General features: G+C 29.9%; 18 protein-coding genes. 15 read left to right on the top strand and 3 right to left on the bottom strand.

The genetic code is table 11. The features are described from left to right. Positions 1-169 precede the first annotated feature (169 nt). The 15 genes from EBB51_RS11485 to EBB51_RS11415 all read left to right on the top strand — a co-directional run bounded on the left by EBB51_RS11485 (position 170) and on the right by EBB51_RS11415 (position 12,828). Positions 170-469: a type II toxin-antitoxin system Phd/YefM family antitoxin gene (locus EBB51_RS11485; RefSeq protein ID WP_123054576.1), complete on the top strand. Its 300-nt coding sequence runs from the start codon at positions 170-172 to the stop codon at positions 467-469. Continuing rightward, complete coding sequence (locus EBB51_RS11480) at positions 462-827, top strand: hypothetical protein (protein WP_190285279.1); 366 nt, start codon at positions 462-464, stop codon at positions 825-827. Before EBB51_RS11485 ends, EBB51_RS11480 begins: the two co-directional genes overlap by 8 nt. A 208-nt stretch (positions 828-1,035) precedes the next feature. Beyond that, positions 1,036-1,770, top strand: a complete 735-nt coding sequence (locus EBB51_RS11475) for a GntR family transcriptional regulator (protein WP_123055064.1) — start codon at positions 1,036-1,038, stop codon at positions 1,768-1,770. Between the two features lie 70 nt (positions 1,771-1,840). Further along, a complete protein-coding gene (nagA, locus tag EBB51_RS11470; protein ID WP_123054575.1) occupies positions 1,841-3,001 on the top strand; it encodes an N-acetylglucosamine-6-phosphate deacetylase in 1,161 nt (386 codons plus the stop codon). A 24-nt stretch (positions 3,002-3,025) separates the two neighbouring features. Continuing rightward, the gene (gene nagB / locus EBB51_RS11465; protein WP_123054574.1) at positions 3,026-3,760 is read left to right on the top strand and encodes a glucosamine-6-phosphate deaminase; all 735 of its coding nucleotides are present in this window, start codon (positions 3,026-3,028) and stop codon (positions 3,758-3,760) included. Positions 3,761-4,117: 357 nt separating this feature from the next. Continuing rightward, positions 4,118-4,873: a DeoR/GlpR family DNA-binding transcription regulator gene (locus EBB51_RS11460; RefSeq protein ID WP_123054573.1), complete on the top strand. Its 756-nt coding sequence runs from the start codon at positions 4,118-4,120 to the stop codon at positions 4,871-4,873. Positions 4,874-5,360: 487 nt separating this feature from the next. Further along, positions 5,361-5,834 carry a PTS sugar transporter subunit IIA gene (locus tag EBB51_RS11455; protein ID WP_123055063.1) on the top strand — a complete coding sequence of 158 codons (474 nt, stop codon included), beginning with the start codon at positions 5,361-5,363 and terminating at the stop codon, positions 5,832-5,834. Between the two features lie 39 nt (positions 5,835-5,873). Continuing rightward, positions 5,874-6,176: a PTS fructose transporter subunit IIB gene (locus EBB51_RS11450; protein WP_123054572.1), complete on the top strand. Its 303-nt coding sequence runs from the start codon at positions 5,874-5,876 to the stop codon at positions 6,174-6,176. A gap of 135 nt (positions 6,177-6,311) precedes the next feature. Then, entirely contained in the window at positions 6,312-7,736 is a 1,425-nt protein-coding gene (locus tag EBB51_RS11445; protein ID WP_123054571.1) for a PTS transporter subunit IIC, read from the top strand. 260 nt (positions 7,737-7,996) lie between these two features. Then, positions 7,997-8,752 carry a DeoR/GlpR family DNA-binding transcription regulator gene (locus EBB51_RS11440; protein ID WP_123054570.1) on the top strand — a complete coding sequence of 252 codons (756 nt, stop codon included), beginning with the start codon at positions 7,997-7,999 and terminating at the stop codon, positions 8,750-8,752. A 42-nt stretch (positions 8,753-8,794) separates the two neighbouring features. Next, entirely contained in the window at positions 8,795-9,223 is a 429-nt protein-coding gene (gene lacA, locus EBB51_RS11435) for a galactose-6-phosphate isomerase subunit LacA (protein WP_123054569.1), read from the top strand. A 15-nt stretch (positions 9,224-9,238) separates the two neighbouring features. Beyond that, a complete protein-coding gene (gene lacB / locus EBB51_RS11430; protein ID WP_123054568.1) occupies positions 9,239-9,757 on the top strand; it encodes a galactose-6-phosphate isomerase subunit LacB in 519 nt (172 codons plus the stop codon). 44 nt (positions 9,758-9,801) lie between these two features. Beyond that, positions 9,802-10,653, top strand: a complete 852-nt coding sequence (locus tag EBB51_RS11425) for a tagatose bisphosphate family class II aldolase (RefSeq protein ID WP_123054567.1) — start codon at positions 9,802-9,804, stop codon at positions 10,651-10,653. Then, positions 10,650-11,585, top strand: a complete 936-nt coding sequence (locus EBB51_RS11420) for a 1-phosphofructokinase family hexose kinase (protein ID WP_123054566.1) — start codon at positions 10,650-10,652, stop codon at positions 11,583-11,585. Before EBB51_RS11425 ends, EBB51_RS11420 begins: the two co-directional genes overlap by 4 nt. A gap of 367 nt (positions 11,586-11,952) precedes the next feature. Next, entirely contained in the window at positions 11,953-12,828 is an 876-nt protein-coding gene (locus EBB51_RS11415; protein WP_123054565.1) for an aldose epimerase, read from the top strand. A 160-nt stretch (positions 12,829-12,988) separates the two neighbouring features. On the opposite strand, the gene EBB51_RS11410 is transcribed toward EBB51_RS11415, so the two are convergent. The 3 genes from EBB51_RS11410 to phnD form a co-directional block, all read right to left on the bottom strand. After that, positions 12,989-13,234, bottom strand: a complete 246-nt coding sequence (locus tag EBB51_RS11410) for a hypothetical protein (RefSeq protein ID WP_190285278.1) — start codon at positions 13,232-13,234, stop codon at positions 12,989-12,991. 423 nt (positions 13,235-13,657) lie between these two features. Further along, positions 13,658-14,083, bottom strand: coding sequence for a DUF2935 domain-containing protein (locus EBB51_RS11405; protein ID WP_123054564.1), 426 nt, complete (start codon positions 14,081-14,083; stop codon positions 13,658-13,660). A gap of 143 nt (positions 14,084-14,226) precedes the next feature. After that, positions 14,227-16,116: a phosphate/phosphite/phosphonate ABC transporter substrate-binding protein gene (gene phnD, locus EBB51_RS11400; RefSeq protein WP_123054563.1), complete on the bottom strand. Its 1,890-nt coding sequence runs from the start codon at positions 16,114-16,116 to the stop codon at positions 14,227-14,229. Positions 16,117-16,274 lie beyond the last annotated feature (158 nt).

The raw sequence follows: 16,274 nt of genomic DNA, 5'->3' as shown, positions 1-16,274 counted from the left end.
AGAATGATAAATTCCACCTTGGCATATCTCAAGACGATATAGATGACGTTTATCGCTTAATAGAACTTTAATACAATTTTCTTATAATAATATAATTGTATAATATGTAGACAAATGTTACGTAATATCTTATAATAATATAAGAGTAATATATTATGGAGGTGTTAGAATGAGTATTACTGTAGATAACAAACTTAAAATCACTAAAGATCAAATAGTAAAATCCTCTATAGTTTCTAAAAGACTAGGACAATATAGAAAAAAAGCAAAAGAGAATCCGATATATATATCGGATAACGGTAATATTGATACAGTAATTGTATCATATGAGCAATTTGAGAAAATGTATGAGAGACTTGCAGAATTAGAGGGCAAAGAGGAAGAAAAAATATTGCTTGATAGAATTAATCAAATTGAAAAACATCCTGAATTATCTGCTAAGTGGAAGGATATAAGACGTGATGAATGATAAAAAATTTGAAATAATTTTCGCTGAAGGAGCAATAAAAGAATATAAAAAACTAGATAATTCTGTAATTAGCATAGTTAATAAAGCAATAGATGAATTAGAATATAGAGCTAATGAAGTAGGTAAACCACTTAAAGGAAATTTATATGGCTGCAAGGAAAAAAAGTTAAGAAATGAAGGAATACGAATAATATTTAGAATTGTAGGAAACAAGGTTGATGTTCTCCGTATAGTTTATGTATTGACTATAGAAAAAAGGGAAAGAAACACTGTATTTAAAGTGGCGATTAAAAGAAATAATACGGAAAGTTTGCAAAAAAATAATACTAACTGGAAAAATGTTAGTAAAGATAAATAGTAATATTTTAGCACACGAATGTACTAATTTTAATAGAAATGATAGGTAATTGCGGATAATTGTTATCGCAGTTACCTTTTTTAGAATTGCTTGAAATGAGGTTGATAAGTTCATTTAAAAGAAGGTTGGTATATACAACATGACAACATAATGTTATAATAACATATACAAAGTGTATTTGTATTTTGTATATAGAGAGGAGAAAAATATCTTGAGAAAAGTTTCAAAAGCCAATCCTTTACCGCTGCATTATCAAATAAAAGAAATATTACAGGAAATGATTGAAAATGAAGAGTTAAAACCTGGAGAAGCTGTACCTACTGAAAGAGAACTATGTGAAATCCAAGGTGTTAGCAGAATGACAGTAAATAAAGCAATTATGTCTTTAGTAAATGAAGGACTATTATATAGAGAACAAGGAAGGGGAACCTTTGTTTCAAAACCTAAACAAAATCAGCAAATACCTGCGCTTAAAGGTTTTACTGAAGAGATGAGAGAAAAGGGGTTAAATACAAAGACAAAGATATTATATTTTAGTATAAAAGAGGTAACAAAACAAATTAAAGCAGTACTTTGCATGCCGGAAAATGAAAATAAAGTTATAGAAGTATATAGACTAAGAAAAAGCGAGGGGGAACCTGTAGCTATTGAAACTGTGTGGATACCTTACAACTTATGTTCCGATATGACACAGGATATGATAGAGGGAAAATCACTGTATGGAATATTTAGAGAAAAGTATGGTTATTATCCGAAAGAAGCTAAACAGATAATTGAACCTATAATGCTCAATGAATATGAAGGAGGACTCTTAAATCAGCAAAATAACTCACTTGCTCTAATGTTTAGAAGAACTACTTATTTAGAAAATGAAGTTCCTATTGAATATACTAAGGCTATTTATAGAAGTGATATATACAAATATGAAATAGTATTAAGATAATAAATCATTTACAGAAAAGATTAAGAAACTATAAGGTGGTAAAAACTATAGAAAGGGGCAGTCCTAAATAATGAGAGCTATAGTAAATGGTAAGATAATAACAAAAAGTACACTGCTTGAAGATAAAGTAATACTTTTTGATGATAAGATTGAAAAGATATTAGATAAAAGAGAATTCCACAAGTTAATAAATGAGAATACAAATGATTCAATTCAAATAGCAGACGCACAAGGAATGTATGTTTCACCAGGCTTTATAGATATTCATATACATGGTGCTGGGGGAAGCGATACCATGGATGGAACTTTAGAGGCATTAGAGGTTATAAGTAAAACTATAGCAAAAAGTGGAGTTACAGCTTTTTTGCCAACTACTATGACAATGAGTAAGGAAAAAATATATAAGGCTTTAGATAACATAAAGGAAGCTGTGAGCAAGGATTTTAAAGGTGCCAAGGTTTTAGGTGCACATGTGGAAGGACCTTTTATAAATGAAAAATATAAAGGAGCTCAAAAGGAAGATTATATATTAAATCCTTCTTATGATTTCATAAAAGGATATGAAGATGATATAAAGATTATAACCCTTGCTCCAGAAAAAGATGAGAATTTAAGTTTCATTAAGACTGTAAAAGAAAAAACGGATATTGCTTTATCTATAGGACATTCAGATGCCTCTTATGAACAAGCTATGACAGCTATAGAAAATGGCATAACCCAATCAACTCATATTTTTAATCGTATGACACCTTTAAATCATAGAAAGCCAGGTATAGTAGGTGCTGCTTTTAATAGTGATATATTTTGTGAACTTATAGCAGATACTATTCATGTTCATCCTGCTGTCATTAATATTCTTGTTAACATAAAAGGTAAAGAAAAAGTAATATTGATAACTGATTCAATGAGAGCTGGAGGTATGAAAGATGGGATTTCAGAATTAGGAGGTCAAAAGGTTATAGTTAAGGATGGTTCAGCTAGATTGGAAGATGGAACATTAGCTGGGAGCGTTTTAACTTTAAATAAAGCAGTAAAAAATGTCTTTAATAATACAAGTCTTAATATATGTGAAGCTGTAGATATGGCATCACTAAATCCAGCAAAAAGTATTAATATAGATGGCAAAAAAGGAAGTATAGAAATAGGTAAGGATGCAGATATAGTTATATTTGATGAAAATTTTGATGTGAAACATACTATTGTTTCAGGAAAAACAGTGTTTAAGTGTTAATTTATTAGGGGAGAGGTGTTTGGTATGAGATTTATAATTGTAGATAATTATGAAGAAATGAGCAAAAAGGCAGCTGTTATGTTGGCTAGTCAAATTATATTAAAACCGGATAGCGTTTTAGGATTAGCTACGGGAGATACACCCTTAGGAATGTACAGCGAATTAGTAAGTATGTATAAAAAAGGAGAAATTGATTTTTCAAGTGCTAAAACCTTTAATTTGGACGAGTATTATGGAATAAACAAAGACAATACTCAAAGTTATCATTATTATATGATGAAAAACTTATTTGAACATATAAACATTAAAACTGAAAATATAAACATACCAGATGGTACAAGTGAAGATGTAGAAAAGGAATGTCTAGCATATGAGAAAAAAATAGTACAAGCAGGTGGAATAGATATTCAAGTCCTTGGAATAGGGGTAAATGGTCATATTGGCTTTAATGAGCCTGATGTAAATTTTGAAGCAGAAACTCATCTTGTAAGTTTAGATGAAAAAACTATTCAGTCTAATTCGAGGTTTTTTAAATCAATAGAAGAAGTACCAACAAAAGCCGTAAGTATGGGAATAAAGACTATAATGAATTCTAAAAAGATAATTTTATTAGCTAATGGAAAATCAAAGGCTGAAGCTGTATATAACACAATAAAGGGGAAAATATGCCCTGAAGTTCCGGCATCTATACTGCAGCTTCATAAAGATGTAACTGTTATTATAGATAAGGAAGCTGCTAGCAAGATATATGGTTTCTAGATTGCAGCCTAACTTACACTCCAGGAAATATATACAACCTTTGACACTGTAATTGTAATATAAAAAAAGAGGACATAGGACAGAGGACAGAGAAGGAGGATTTTTCTCCGCTAAGCTTACGAAAAATCTTTAATTAAACTTTTGATAGCTCGTTTCGTTGAAGCGAAACATTGCTAACTTATATAAATTTAAAGATTTTTTGCATTAGCAAAAAATCAACCTTCACTGTCCTTTGTCCTTTGATTTTTTATAGATAATAAACATAAAATCACATTAATGAGTTAACAATTATGAGGCAATAATGTTAAAATACTATTGATGTAAATACTTGTGATATATTTGGAGGTAATTTTAAAGGTGCTGAAAGATGAAAGATTTCAAAAGATTTTAGAAATGCTTGAAAGTAATAACATAATAAAAATATATGATATAAAAGAGATGTTAGGTGTAACTGAAATGACAGTAAGGAGAGACTTAAAAGCTTTAGAAGAAAAAGGACTTTTAATTAGAATACGCGGTGGTGCCAAGAAAAAAGAAAAAGTTTTATTTACAGAGTTATCTCACAATCAAAAAAGGAATATCAATGTAGAAGAAAAAAAGTATATAGCTAAATTAGCCGGGGGATTAATCAAAGAAAATGACATTATATATATAGGTCCTGGAACTACCAATGAGATGTTATATGATTATATTAATGTTTCTTATCTTAAAATTATAACTAATTCAATGTCCATATTTAATAAATTTAAGGACGATAAACGGTTTGAACTTATACTTATAGGGGGAAGATTTAGAGCACGTACTGATGTGTTTGTTGGAAATTTTACCAATGAACTGCTAGAAAAAATAAGGGTTAAAAAAGCCTTTGTAGGTGTAAATGGAATTTGTAATAATAGTATAACAACTTCTAACGAAGAAGAAGGGGTTTGTCAAAGAATAATATTAGATAATGCATCGGAAAAATATATATTGTGTGACAGCAGCAAAATAGGTAAAGAGGATTTTTATAGTTTTTATAATTTAAGAAAGGTTACTGCAGTACTAACTGATGACAAGATAAGCACAAAAGTAAAAGAAGAGTATGAAAAGATTGTAAAGATAATTAATTCCTAAAATTTGACGATTGATTAGTTTGTAGGATATTGTAAATAAGTATTTTAAATCTAAAAACTTATTTACAATATTTTTTTGCAATAAAAAACATAATAAAATATTTCAAAACATAATAGAACAAAAACAACACAAAAATCAAACAAAAGGTTACAAAATATATGACATACATATATTATGGTGATAAAATAACATTATAAAACAAAGTCAAACATATGTGATAGGAATGTATAGATTATAAATAAAACTTGTACATTAAGTTAGGAAAATTAACAAATATCACGGAGGTGAAAATTTAAACCAAATTGTAAACGTATCTAAAAAGGTTATGATGCAGTAAATTCTAGAACACATACCACATACTATATAAGAATTTCCAGCTGCAGAAGAGAATTTACTTGTTCACAATTTTATGGATTTAATGATAGATGAAAATGCCAATAAGGGAGAATACTTTGAAGAAGAAAGAAGTGGAAAGGGGGTCGCTGCCATGATTAAAGAAGTTGCCAAGCTGTTTAGAAAAGACTTAGTATTCATAGAAGAAGCAAAAGATAGTGATGATATTTTTAATAAGGTAGGAAAAGAGCTTTTCGAAAAAGGTTTAGTCAATGAAGATTTTGTTGAAGCAGTTAAGGCTAGGGAAAAAGACTATCCAACAGGTTTAGATTTAAGTGTAGTTGGCGAGAAAATTCCAAATGTAGCTATACCACATACAGAAAGTGAATATTGCAAAGCTAAAAATGTAGTAGTTGTAAAATTGAAGGATGAAATAGAGTTTAATAATATGATTTCGCCAGATAATAAATTAAAGGTTAAGTTTTTATTCATGATATTAAATAATGAAAAAGAAGCTCAATCTAATATACTATCACATTTAATGGAGTTCTTTACACAAAACGATAATATAAAAAATTTGTGTGAGATTAATAATACAGAAGAAATGTATAAGTACATAACAGAATAACATATATTTTAAAATAAAATTAAAATGGAGGAGATTATTATGATAAAAATATTAGCAGCTTGCGGCGCTGGAGTAAATTCAAGTCATCAAATTAAAGCAGCTATAGAAGAAGAAATGACAAATAGGGGATATGAAGTAGAAGCAGATGCAGTAATGATAAAGGATATCACAGAAGAAATGATGTCACATTATGATGTATTCACACCTATATCAAAACCAAATTTAGGATTTGAAATTAAAATTCCTATAGTAGAAGCAGGACCAATTCTTTACAGAATGCCAGCAATGGCACAGCCAGTTTATGACGAATTAGAAGAAGTACTAAAAAAGATTAATAAGTAATTAGCAAAGAATTTCAAATAAATAAACATTTTCTCGGCAGGGAATAAAATACTTGCTGGGAAAATGTATCGTTAACTCGTTAACTAATTAACTCATTAACATGATAAATTGATAAATCGTAAAGGGGGATATTAAATGTCAGGAATAATTAATTTTGCTAATGCCATCTTTCGACCAATAATAAATTTGGGTGCAGCACCAATGATGCTTATAGTTTTAACTTTATTGGCAGTTGTAATGAGAGTTAAATTTTCTAAAGCTCTAGAAGGTGGTATGAAACTTGCTATCGCATTAACTGGTATGGGAGCAGTAATAGGATTATTAACAACTAACTTTTCAGAAGCATTACAAGCGTTTGTTAAATCTACAGGTTTGCAATTATCCATAACCGATTTAGGATGGGCACCACTCGCAACTATAGCTTGGGGATCAATGTATACTTTGTTCTTCTTATTTATATTAATTATTGTAAATGTTGTAATGCTTTTATGGAAAAAAACAGATACATTGGATGTAGATATATTTGATGTATGGCATCCAGCACTATGCGGAATAATTATAATGTATTATTCTAATAATTTATTATTAGCAACAGCTTTTGTTGTATTACTTGGAATTTTAAAATTAATAAATTCAGATTTAATGAAACCAACATTCAACAATATGTTGAATATGTCAGATTCTAATCCAACAACTACAACTCACTTAAACTTCATGATGAATCCGATACTTATGGTATTTGATAAAATATTTGACAAACTTTTCCCTTTCTTAGACAAGTATGATTTCGATGCAGCTGCATTAAATAAGAAGATAGGTTTTTGGGGAAGTAATTTTGCTATAGGTTCTTATCTTGGAGTATTTGTAGGAGTACTAGGTCACCAAAGCATCTCTAAAATATGTGCATTAGCATTTATAGGTGCGACATGTCTTCAATTATTCTCTATAATTGGATCATGGTTTATTGCAGCAGTAGAACCTTTGTCTCAAGGAATTACAAACTTTCTTAGTGTTAAGTTAAAAGGAAGAAAGTTCAACGTTGGTATAGATTGGCCATTCATGGCAGGAAGAGCTGAGATTTGGGCTGTAGCAAATATACTAGCACCAATACTTTTAATGATGTCATTAATTTTACCAGGAAACAAGATTCTTCCTTTAGGTGGAATAATAGCAATGGGAATAACACCAGCATTATTGATAGTTACCCGCGGTAAGATAATACGTATGATAATTATAGGAATATTTGAAATACCTATATTCTTATGGGCAGGTACAGCTATTGCACCTTGTGTTACAGCCTTGGCTAAAACTGTAGGAGCATTTCCAGCTGGTTTACCAGCTACAGCTTTAATATCTCATTCAACTTGTGAAGGTCCAATTGAAAAGTTTTTGTCTATAATAATCGGTAAATTTGGACAAAACATGAACTTGACTAATGGATTAATAGTGTTAGCAGCACTTACAGCTTATTTACTATTATTCTATTGGTATTCAATTCAAATGAAAAAACGTAATAAAGAGTACTTAGAAGAAGGAAATAAAAATTTAAAGTCTGCATAGATTTTGCAAAAGTATTAAATTAAATAATATAGGACAAGCCTCAAAAGTTGGCAATTATTTTTGAGGCTTGTCCTTTTAAAATTTGTGATATGTAAGCTAAAAACAAAAAAATACATAAAAATCGAACAAAAAGTTACACAAATTAGTTGACATATACAAGATAATAATGTTAAAATAACATTGCAATAACAAAAAGAAACATAAAGTAATAAAACTAAACAAGTATAAACATTATATATATTTTGGAGGTATTATTAACTGTGCTTAAGGAGGAAAGACTTCAAAAAATACTAGAGATAATTCAAAGAGATAATATAATAAGCATATCTGATGCAACAAAGTTATTAAATGTAACAGAAATGACAGTTAGAAGAGATTTGAAATCTCTAGAAGAAAGACAATTATTAACTCGTATACATGGAGGTGCTAAAAAAAGGCAGAAAGTACTGGGAGAAGAGTTATCTCATAATCAAAAAAGAAAAATACATGTAGAAGAGAAAAGACAAATAGCTGAAATAGTTAGTAATATTATTAAAGACAATGACATTATATATATAGGTCCAGGAACCACAAATGAATTAATATATGATTATTTAAATGTTTCCTATGCAAAAATCATAACAAATTCTATGTCTATATTTTCTAAATTTAAAGATGATAAACGTTTTGAACTCATACTTATAGGAGGAAGATTTCGTTCCCGCACTGATGTATTTGTTGGAAACTTTACAAGCGAATTATTACGCAAAATAAGGGTTAGGAAAGCATTTGTTGGGGCTAACGGCATTCATGGAAATGATATAACTACTTCTAATGAAGAAGAAGGTGTTTGTCAAAGAATAATATTAGAAAATGCAGTAGAAAAATATATTTTATGTGATAGCAGCAAGATTAACAAAGAAGATTTTTACAGCTTTTATGACTTAGAAAAGGTTACTGCTGTTATTACTGACAATAAAATAGATAAGAAAACAGAAGAAGAGTATAAAAAATTAGTGAAAATAATTCACTGTTAATTATAGTATTTATTTTACTTTTAAGAATAGGGAGGATAAAAAATGAAAATAGTTATAGGTGCCAATGAAAAAGGTTTTGAGTTAAAAGAACATATAAAAAAATATCTGTCAGGTAAGGGACATGAAGTTATAGATAAAACCCCTGAAAAAAATTTAGACTTGGTAGAATCTGCAAAGCTAGTTGCTAAAGCTATGTTAAATAAAGAAGCAGACAGAGGAATAGCTATAGATGAATATGGTGCAGGAAGCTTTATGGCAGCCAATAAGTTTAAAGGAATAATTTGTGCTGAGGTTTCAGATGAGCATTCAGCTAAGATGACAAGAAGCCATAATAATGCATGTATGATAGCTATGGGATCAGAAGTTGTTGGAAAAGGATTAGCTGAAGGAATAGTAGATGCGTTTATACAGTCAGAATATGCAGGTGGAAGACATCAAATAAGAGTAGATATGCTTAATAAAATGCTTTAAGGAGGAAAAGGTAAAATGAAAATATCAGTTGGTTGCGATCATATTGTTACAGACGTTAAAATGCATGTTATTGAATATTTAAAGGGAAAAGGATATGAAGTTATAGATAATGGTACATATGACCATGTACGTACACACTATCCTATATATGGAAAGAAGACAGCAGAAAAAGTTGCAAGTGGAGAAGCAGATTTAGGTATTACAATTTGCGGAACAGGAGTTGGAATAACAACTACTGCAAATAAAGTAAAGGGAATACGTGCAGCTCTTGTTAGAGATGTTTCTACAGCTAGATACGCTAAAAAGTATTTAAATGCCAACATCATTGGATTTGGAGGACGTATTACAGGAATTGGTCTTATTGAAAATATTATAGATGTATTTTTAGAAACTAAATATGAAAAAAATGATGAAAATGCAGAAATAATAAAGAAAATAGATGCTATAACAACTGAAAATAAAGATCAGTTTGGAAATGAACACTTCTTTGATGAATTTATAGAAAAGTGGGACAAGGGTGAATATCACGACTAGGAAGTTTTATTTAAATCTTAAATATTAATTACGAGGTGGTAACAATGTTAGTAACAACAAAAGAAATGTTAGAAAAAGCCCAAAGAGAAAATTATGCTGTACCAGCATTTAATATACACAATCTTGAAACCATGCAGGTAGTTGTTGAAACTGCAGCTGAAATGAAGTCGCCAGTAATAGCTGCAGGAACTCCAGGGACAATAGAATATGCTGGAGGGGATTATCTAGTTGCTATTGCAGGAACAGCATCTAAAAAGTATGATATTCCAATTGCACTGCATTTAGATCATTTTGAAGATATAGATAAAATAAAGGAATATGTGGATACTGGATTTACTTCAGCAATGATAGATGCTTCAAAAGAGGATTTTGAAAATAATATAAGTAAAGTTAAAAAAGTAGTAGAATACGCCCACGCTAAGGGAAGTGTTGTAGAAGCAGAACTTGGAAAATTAGGCGGAGTAGAAGATAACTTAGTTGTTAATGAAAAAGATGCTATGTATACAAATCCTGATTCAGCTAAAGAATTTGTAGAGAGAACAGGAATAGATTCTTTAGCAGTAGCTATAGGTACTGCTCATGGTCTATATAAAGGAAAACCAAAACTAGATTTTGATAGATTAAAAGAAATAAGGGCAAAAGTAGATATTCCTCTAGTATTACATGGAGCATCAGATGTGCCGGAAGATTTAGTAAAGAAAGCTATAAAGTTTGGAATATGTAAAGTTAATATAGCAACAGATTTAAAGATACCATTTTCCAATGCTGTAAAGCAGTACTTTAAAGAAAATCCAGATGCAAATGATCCAAGAAAGTATATGACACCAGGAAAAGAAGCTATGAAAAAAGTAGTAATTGCTAAGATAAAAATGTGTGGAAGCGAAAACAAAGCATGATTACAGTTATAAATTTAAATGCATCTGTAGATAAAAGGTATGAAATAGAAGATATAACTAAAGGCAAGGTAATGCGTGCAAAGGCAGTACAAAATACTGCTGGTGGAAAAGGAATACATGTTGCTAATGTAGCCACCATCTTAGGCGGAAATGTTGTATGTACTGGATTTATAGGTGGAAAAAGTGGAGAATTTATTGAAGACAATCTTAAGAAGATGGGAATAAAAGGTGACTTCGTAAAAATATCCGGCGAAACTAGATCATGTTTGGCTTTCATAACAGATGATTTAGTTCAAACAGAAATATTAGAACCAGGTCCAGAAGTTGCAGAAGAAGAACTTAATGAATTTTTAAAGAAATATGATGATTTGCTGGAAAAAAGTTCAGTAATTACAGCATCAGGCAGTGCACCTAAAAATGTGCCAAAGGGTATATATGCCGCATTAATAAGTAAGGCTTCAAAGTTAGGTAAAAAATTTTTACTAGATACCAGCGGTGAACTTTTGTTAAAAGGTATAGAAGCAAAACCTTTCTTTATAAAACCTAATAAGGATGAACTTGAGATGATTACAGGAAATTCCATATTAAGTGAAAAAGATATTTTAGTTCAAATAGATAAATTGCATAGTATGGGAATACCATGTGTAACTGTATCACTGGGAAAAGATGGATCATTAGTAGGTTATAAAGGAAATAAGTATAAAGTACAGGTACCTAAAATAACAGCTGTAAATCCTGTAGGCTCAGGAGATTCTTTAGTTGGCGGCTTTGCTGCAGCATTAGAGCGAGGATACTCTATAGAAGATACGTTGGCTTTGGCAGCAGCTTGTGGTACTGCAAATGCTTTAGAAAAAGAAACTGGATTTATTAGGAAAGAAACAGCAGAAAAAATAATGAAGGAAGTAAAAATATCCAAAATACAGCATAGTTAAATGCCTATGACCAACATTTACAAGTATTGTTTTTTTAGCGAGAGCTCTTGAGATTTTATAAAACTCAAGACTCTCTCTTTATATAAGAACAAAGGACATAAAAATAGAGGACAGAGGACAGAGAAGGTAAGTTTTCTTCCTTACGTCAGAAAACTAATTTATTCTTCAGGCTTGTTTTGCTAATGCAAAGCATCGCTTAAGCAGGCATCTAAAATTTATAGCTTTTAGATAATTGTTTACTTAAGAGAGCAGCCTTAAGAAACAAAAGAACGCAGGGCTTTTTAAATTAAAAATTTTTCGCAGTGTAACGAAGAAAAATCATCATTTACTGTCAATTGTCCTCTGTCTATAATTTAGGAGGAAAGATATGTTTAAAGTAAAGGAATTTGATGATAAATTTAAAATGTATAGGTTGGAGGATGATAAAAATAATTCATGGGTTAATATATGCCCAGAGCGAGGTGGAATTGTAACTAGTTTTGGAGTAAATGGTAAGGAAATTCTATACTTAAATAAAGATACATTTTATGATAAAAGCAAAAATGTAAGAGGCGGAATTCCAGTATTATTCCCACTTTGTGGACAGCTGCCAGCCCAAAAGTATAGTTTAAATGGGAAAGAATATAGTATGAAAAACCATGGACTTGCTAGAATAAATTCATGGAAAGTTGCAGACGAAAATACAGAGGATTGTGCATCTATAAAGGTAGCTTTTAAAAGTAATGAGGATACTCTTAAATCTTATCCTTTTGAATTTGAATTACAATTTGAATATATATTAAAAGGAAATAAACTTACAATTAATCAGCAGTATATAAATAATTCAGATGCAAAAATGCCAATGTCAGCAGGATTTCATCCTTATTTTTATGCAAAAGATAAAAAACAAATAACTTATGATGTAAATGCCACCAAGTATTTTGATAATGAGGATTCAAAATTAAAAAAGTATCCTTCAGAAGGGATAGATTTAAGTAATACTAAAGAGTTAGATTTACTTCTTGATCATAAAGGTAATAGTATGAGTTTTTCTATGAAAGATTTAAAAAGAAAAATAAGCTTTGATTACAGTGATCAATTTAAATATATAGTTTTATGGTCAACTCCAGGAAGTAAGTACATATGTGTTGAACCTTGGACGTCAAAGATTGGTGCACTTGCTTCAGGTGAAGATTTGTTAGAGGTTAATCCTAAAAGCAAAATGGATTTATCATATTCGGTAACTGTGGAAAAGATAGATTAATATGATATAGGGTTTCTAGTTTGCAACTTAACTTACATGCAGGGAAATATATACAGCCTGAAGGTACATTAAAAACTTGTTAAAAGTTTTTACAGTGTCAAAGGCTGTATATATTTCCCGGAGTGTAAGTTAATGCATGAACTAGAAACCCTATAAATGTCTATTTCATATACATTGTCTTTACAGTAACGCCATCTAAATGTTCCAGCTCTCGTTCTAGGGACTTTAGATGTTCTTCATTATCTCTGAAATTTAAGGTTATTAACCCATGTTCCTTTTCTCCCGGATCATGAGTCCCAAATCTTGATAAAATACTATCACCATATTTAGTTAAGACTTCTTGAACCTTTGGTGCAGACTCTGTTCTCCTATCTACAAGAATGCCCATTATACCTAAGTTACTCAAATTAATCTCTCCTTTAAATTAAACCTTTCTAATTATTTTTTCCAATTATTTTAAAAACATTCATCATAACTATAGGTAACTTAGGTTATTTTTAAGGAAACTAACTAGAAAGTTAACTTATACACTAAAAAATATTGGTAACATTTTCAGGGAACAGTAGACATAGGACAGAGAAGGAGGATTTTTCTCCGCTAAGCTTACGAAAAATCTTTAAATTTAAAGGAAACTCCTGCTCTTTTGTTTTGCAGGAGTACACTCTGCTTAAGCGACCATCTCAAAATCGCAGATTTTAGATGTCTGCTTAGGTAGCGGTGTTTTGCTTTAGCAAAACGAGTTATGAAAAATAATTAAAGGTTTTCCGCAGTGTAACGGAGGAAAAGCAACAATCACTGTCCTCTGTCAATTGTCAATTATCCTCTGTTTTTATATTTGATGTCTCAAGTCTTTAAATAATTCAAACATAAAAGTTTGTTCGCTAATGATATGTTTAATTAGTTCTTGCCATGCCTTATTTTGGGTTCCAAATTTTAATAGCTGTGGATAAAATGATAAAGCATGAGTATCGTGGAGTAAGAATTCATCAATTAATCTTTTTACATTTATAATATGTTTAGCACATAAGGTTGGATTCATACTTACATCTTTTTTTACGTATAGTACATTATTATATAATCTTAAAAACATTTTATGAATATTATCAAGATTATCTTCTAAAGGTTTTGGCAGTTTAATATTAGCAAGATTAGCTACAGTTTTAAGAAAGATTGGATGTTCACTTGAAATGCGGGTCCATAATTGGAGTTCATTAAAAATGCAGGTAAATTGATTCACATGAGTGTAACAATACATGGGTTACCTCCGAATAAATTTATACAATACCATATAATATGCAGTTTGTATAAAAGAGTGACTTAATATTTACAATTATAGGATTTACAACTCGTAAGTTAACTCACGAAGCGTGAACCCTATGATCATTGTAAACATTAAAGCTATTTTTGTTTTAATAATTTTCTTATAACGTCGTAGTTGCTATCTTTGCTAATTACAAAACCATCAACAACGGTATTTATCCCTTTAAAATCATTAAATTCTGCAAATGATTTTTGTAGTTTTTCTACCAGTAATTTATCTAATCTTGGATTAGCCGCAATAACATCCTTAGGTATGTCTTCAGTTTTAGCAATTACTGTTAGTTTTTTTGTATCCAATCCATTTCTATTTGCATTATCCATTGCTTCATTATAAGTTGCTCCAGCGTCAATTTCTCCAGATAAAACCGCTTTGATTACGTTATCATGACTTCCTAAAAATGAGACTTTGCTAAAAGTGGTGTCAGGATTCATATTATTTGTTTTTAATATATTTCTAGCATATAAATAACCAGAAGCACTTTTTTTATCTACATATCCAAAAGATTTATCTTTTAAGTCACTAACGGTTTTAATTCCACTATTATTTTTTGTTACTATGTACCCATTATAGTAGTTTGTACCATTGACTTTAGGTGTGGCAATTGGTATTACATTGATTTTTTCATGGGCATCTACGTAGGCAAAAGGTGAGAACCATCCTATATCAATAGTATTATTTTCTATACTTTTCTCTAAAGCTGTATAATCTTTTAATATTACTACATTGGCTTTATATCCTATACTTTTGCATACTCTTTCAAGTATAGGAATATACATATTTTTTATATTCTCTGGATAAGTAAAGGGGTTTATTCCAAATATTATTTCATTATCTTTTTTTAGTTTAGCTACAAACTCTTGGATACGGTCCCCTGAATTACTTAACTTATGACAATAATTTAATAAATCATTATTTTTACTTTCTTGTAAGTTTACCATTTGTATAGAATCTAATGTTATACCATAAGTTTTTTCTACTGCAGCTGTTACTGTATTAACGGCTGATTCCATTTGACTTGCAAGATTAACTTGTCCTGCAGAAACATTTTTTAAATTAGATATTGATTTAACTATGTCATTTACTATAAATTCTATTTGGGATATTAATTTGTAAGATTCTTTAGCTGAAACTTGAAACTCGTTAATTTGATTTGTAAAACTAACTATGGAGTTATTTGACTCATTGATTCCAAGAAGAATTTCTTTAACTATGGCTTCAATTTGTGAAACTGCCTTTTCAGTTTCTTCTGACAACTTTCTGATTTCTTGAGCTACTACAGCAAATCCTTTTCCGGATTCTCCCGCTCTTGCAGCTTCAATAGATGCATTTAATGCGAGTAAGTTTGTTTGACCGGATATTTGACTTATATAGTTTATAAAATCAGCAATTTTTTTTGATGAATCCTTCAATTTTAAGTTTCCGCTAGATAGTTTCTCCATACTACTACCTAAATGAGATAGTCTGCTGCTAATGGTATCTAATTCACCTTTATTTTTTTTCAGTATATCAAATGATTTTTTGGAGTTTTGGTCCATTCTTGTTACATCATTATTGAGTTTTTCTGTTATATCAACAAACTGATTTATTCCAGCATTTATTTCTTGTGTATTGGCATTATTTTGATCACTGTAATCTTTTACTTGATTAGCTATTTTAATAAGGTTAGATAAGGTTTCCGTGCTGTCCTTACATAACCATAAAAGCTGTTGAATATCAAATCCTAGTGTCTGCCAACTTGAAAATAGTTGTTCATAATATTTTTCTTTACTATCAATATGGGAACTTTTTTCATATATCTTTTCTTTAGGTTTATTAAATAAAAAGTAGTTACATATTATTAAAATTAAAATACTCCCAAGTGATGATACTGCGACAAATTTTAAATTTCCCCAATGAGCTAAAAATAAAATAAAATTTAAACAAATTATAATAATACTGTTTACTACAATTATTTTGATTTTATCCATAAATATTGCCTCCTAACATGTATTCGTATTACTTTAAATTATAATACTATGGTGGGTATTTATGTCAAGTTGTAGTAGAGACTGTAGTAATTTAATAAAAATATATTGATTAAAACAAGAATTTAGAGTAAAATGTTTCGTATACGAAAGTTCGTATA

Origin of the sequence: Clostridium sp. JN-1, assembly GCF_003718715.1 — a bacterium.
In the GTDB taxonomy this organism is placed as follows: domain Bacteria; phylum Bacillota; class Clostridia; order Clostridiales; family Clostridiaceae; genus Clostridium_AV.
Note: the sequence above shows the minus strand (reverse complement) of the source record. Positions and strands in the feature narration are given on the sequence as shown.

What these genes read in the sequence shown, in the direction of transcription:
- EBB51_RS11485 (WP_123054576.1), top strand. Translation starts at nt 170, where the DNA reads ATGAGTATTACTGTAGATAACAAACTTAAAATCACTAAAGATCAAATA.
- EBB51_RS11480 (WP_190285279.1), top strand. Translation starts at nt 462, where the DNA reads ATGAATGATAAAAAATTTGAAATAATTTTCGCTGAAGGAGCAATAAAA.
- nagA (WP_123054575.1), top strand. Translation starts at nt 1,841, where the DNA reads ATGAGAGCTATAGTAAATGGTAAGATAATAACAAAAAGTACACTGCTT.
- nagB (WP_123054574.1), top strand. Translation starts at nt 3,026, where the DNA reads ATGAGATTTATAATTGTAGATAATTATGAAGAAATGAGCAAAAAGGCA.
- EBB51_RS11455 (WP_123055063.1), top strand. Translation starts at nt 5,361, where the DNA reads ATGATTAAAGAAGTTGCCAAGCTGTTTAGAAAAGACTTAGTATTCATA.
- EBB51_RS11450 (WP_123054572.1), top strand. Translation starts at nt 5,874, where the DNA reads ATGATAAAAATATTAGCAGCTTGCGGCGCTGGAGTAAATTCAAGTCAT.
- EBB51_RS11445 (WP_123054571.1), top strand. Translation starts at nt 6,312, where the DNA reads ATGTCAGGAATAATTAATTTTGCTAATGCCATCTTTCGACCAATAATA.
- lacA (WP_123054569.1), top strand. Translation starts at nt 8,795, where the DNA reads ATGAAAATAGTTATAGGTGCCAATGAAAAAGGTTTTGAGTTAAAAGAA.
- lacB (WP_123054568.1), top strand. Translation starts at nt 9,239, where the DNA reads ATGAAAATATCAGTTGGTTGCGATCATATTGTTACAGACGTTAAAATG.
- EBB51_RS11425 (WP_123054567.1), top strand. Translation starts at nt 9,802, where the DNA reads ATGTTAGTAACAACAAAAGAAATGTTAGAAAAAGCCCAAAGAGAAAAT.
- EBB51_RS11420 (WP_123054566.1), top strand. Translation starts at nt 10,650, where the DNA reads ATGATTACAGTTATAAATTTAAATGCATCTGTAGATAAAAGGTATGAA.
- EBB51_RS11415 (WP_123054565.1), top strand. Translation starts at nt 11,953, where the DNA reads ATGTTTAAAGTAAAGGAATTTGATGATAAATTTAAAATGTATAGGTTG.
- EBB51_RS11405 (WP_123054564.1), bottom strand. Translation starts at nt 14,083, where the DNA reads ATGTATTGTTACACTCATGTGAATCAATTTACCTGCATTTTTAATGAA.
- phnD (WP_123054563.1), bottom strand. Translation starts at nt 16,116, where the DNA reads ATGGATAAAATCAAAATAATTGTAGTAAACAGTATTATTATAATTTGT.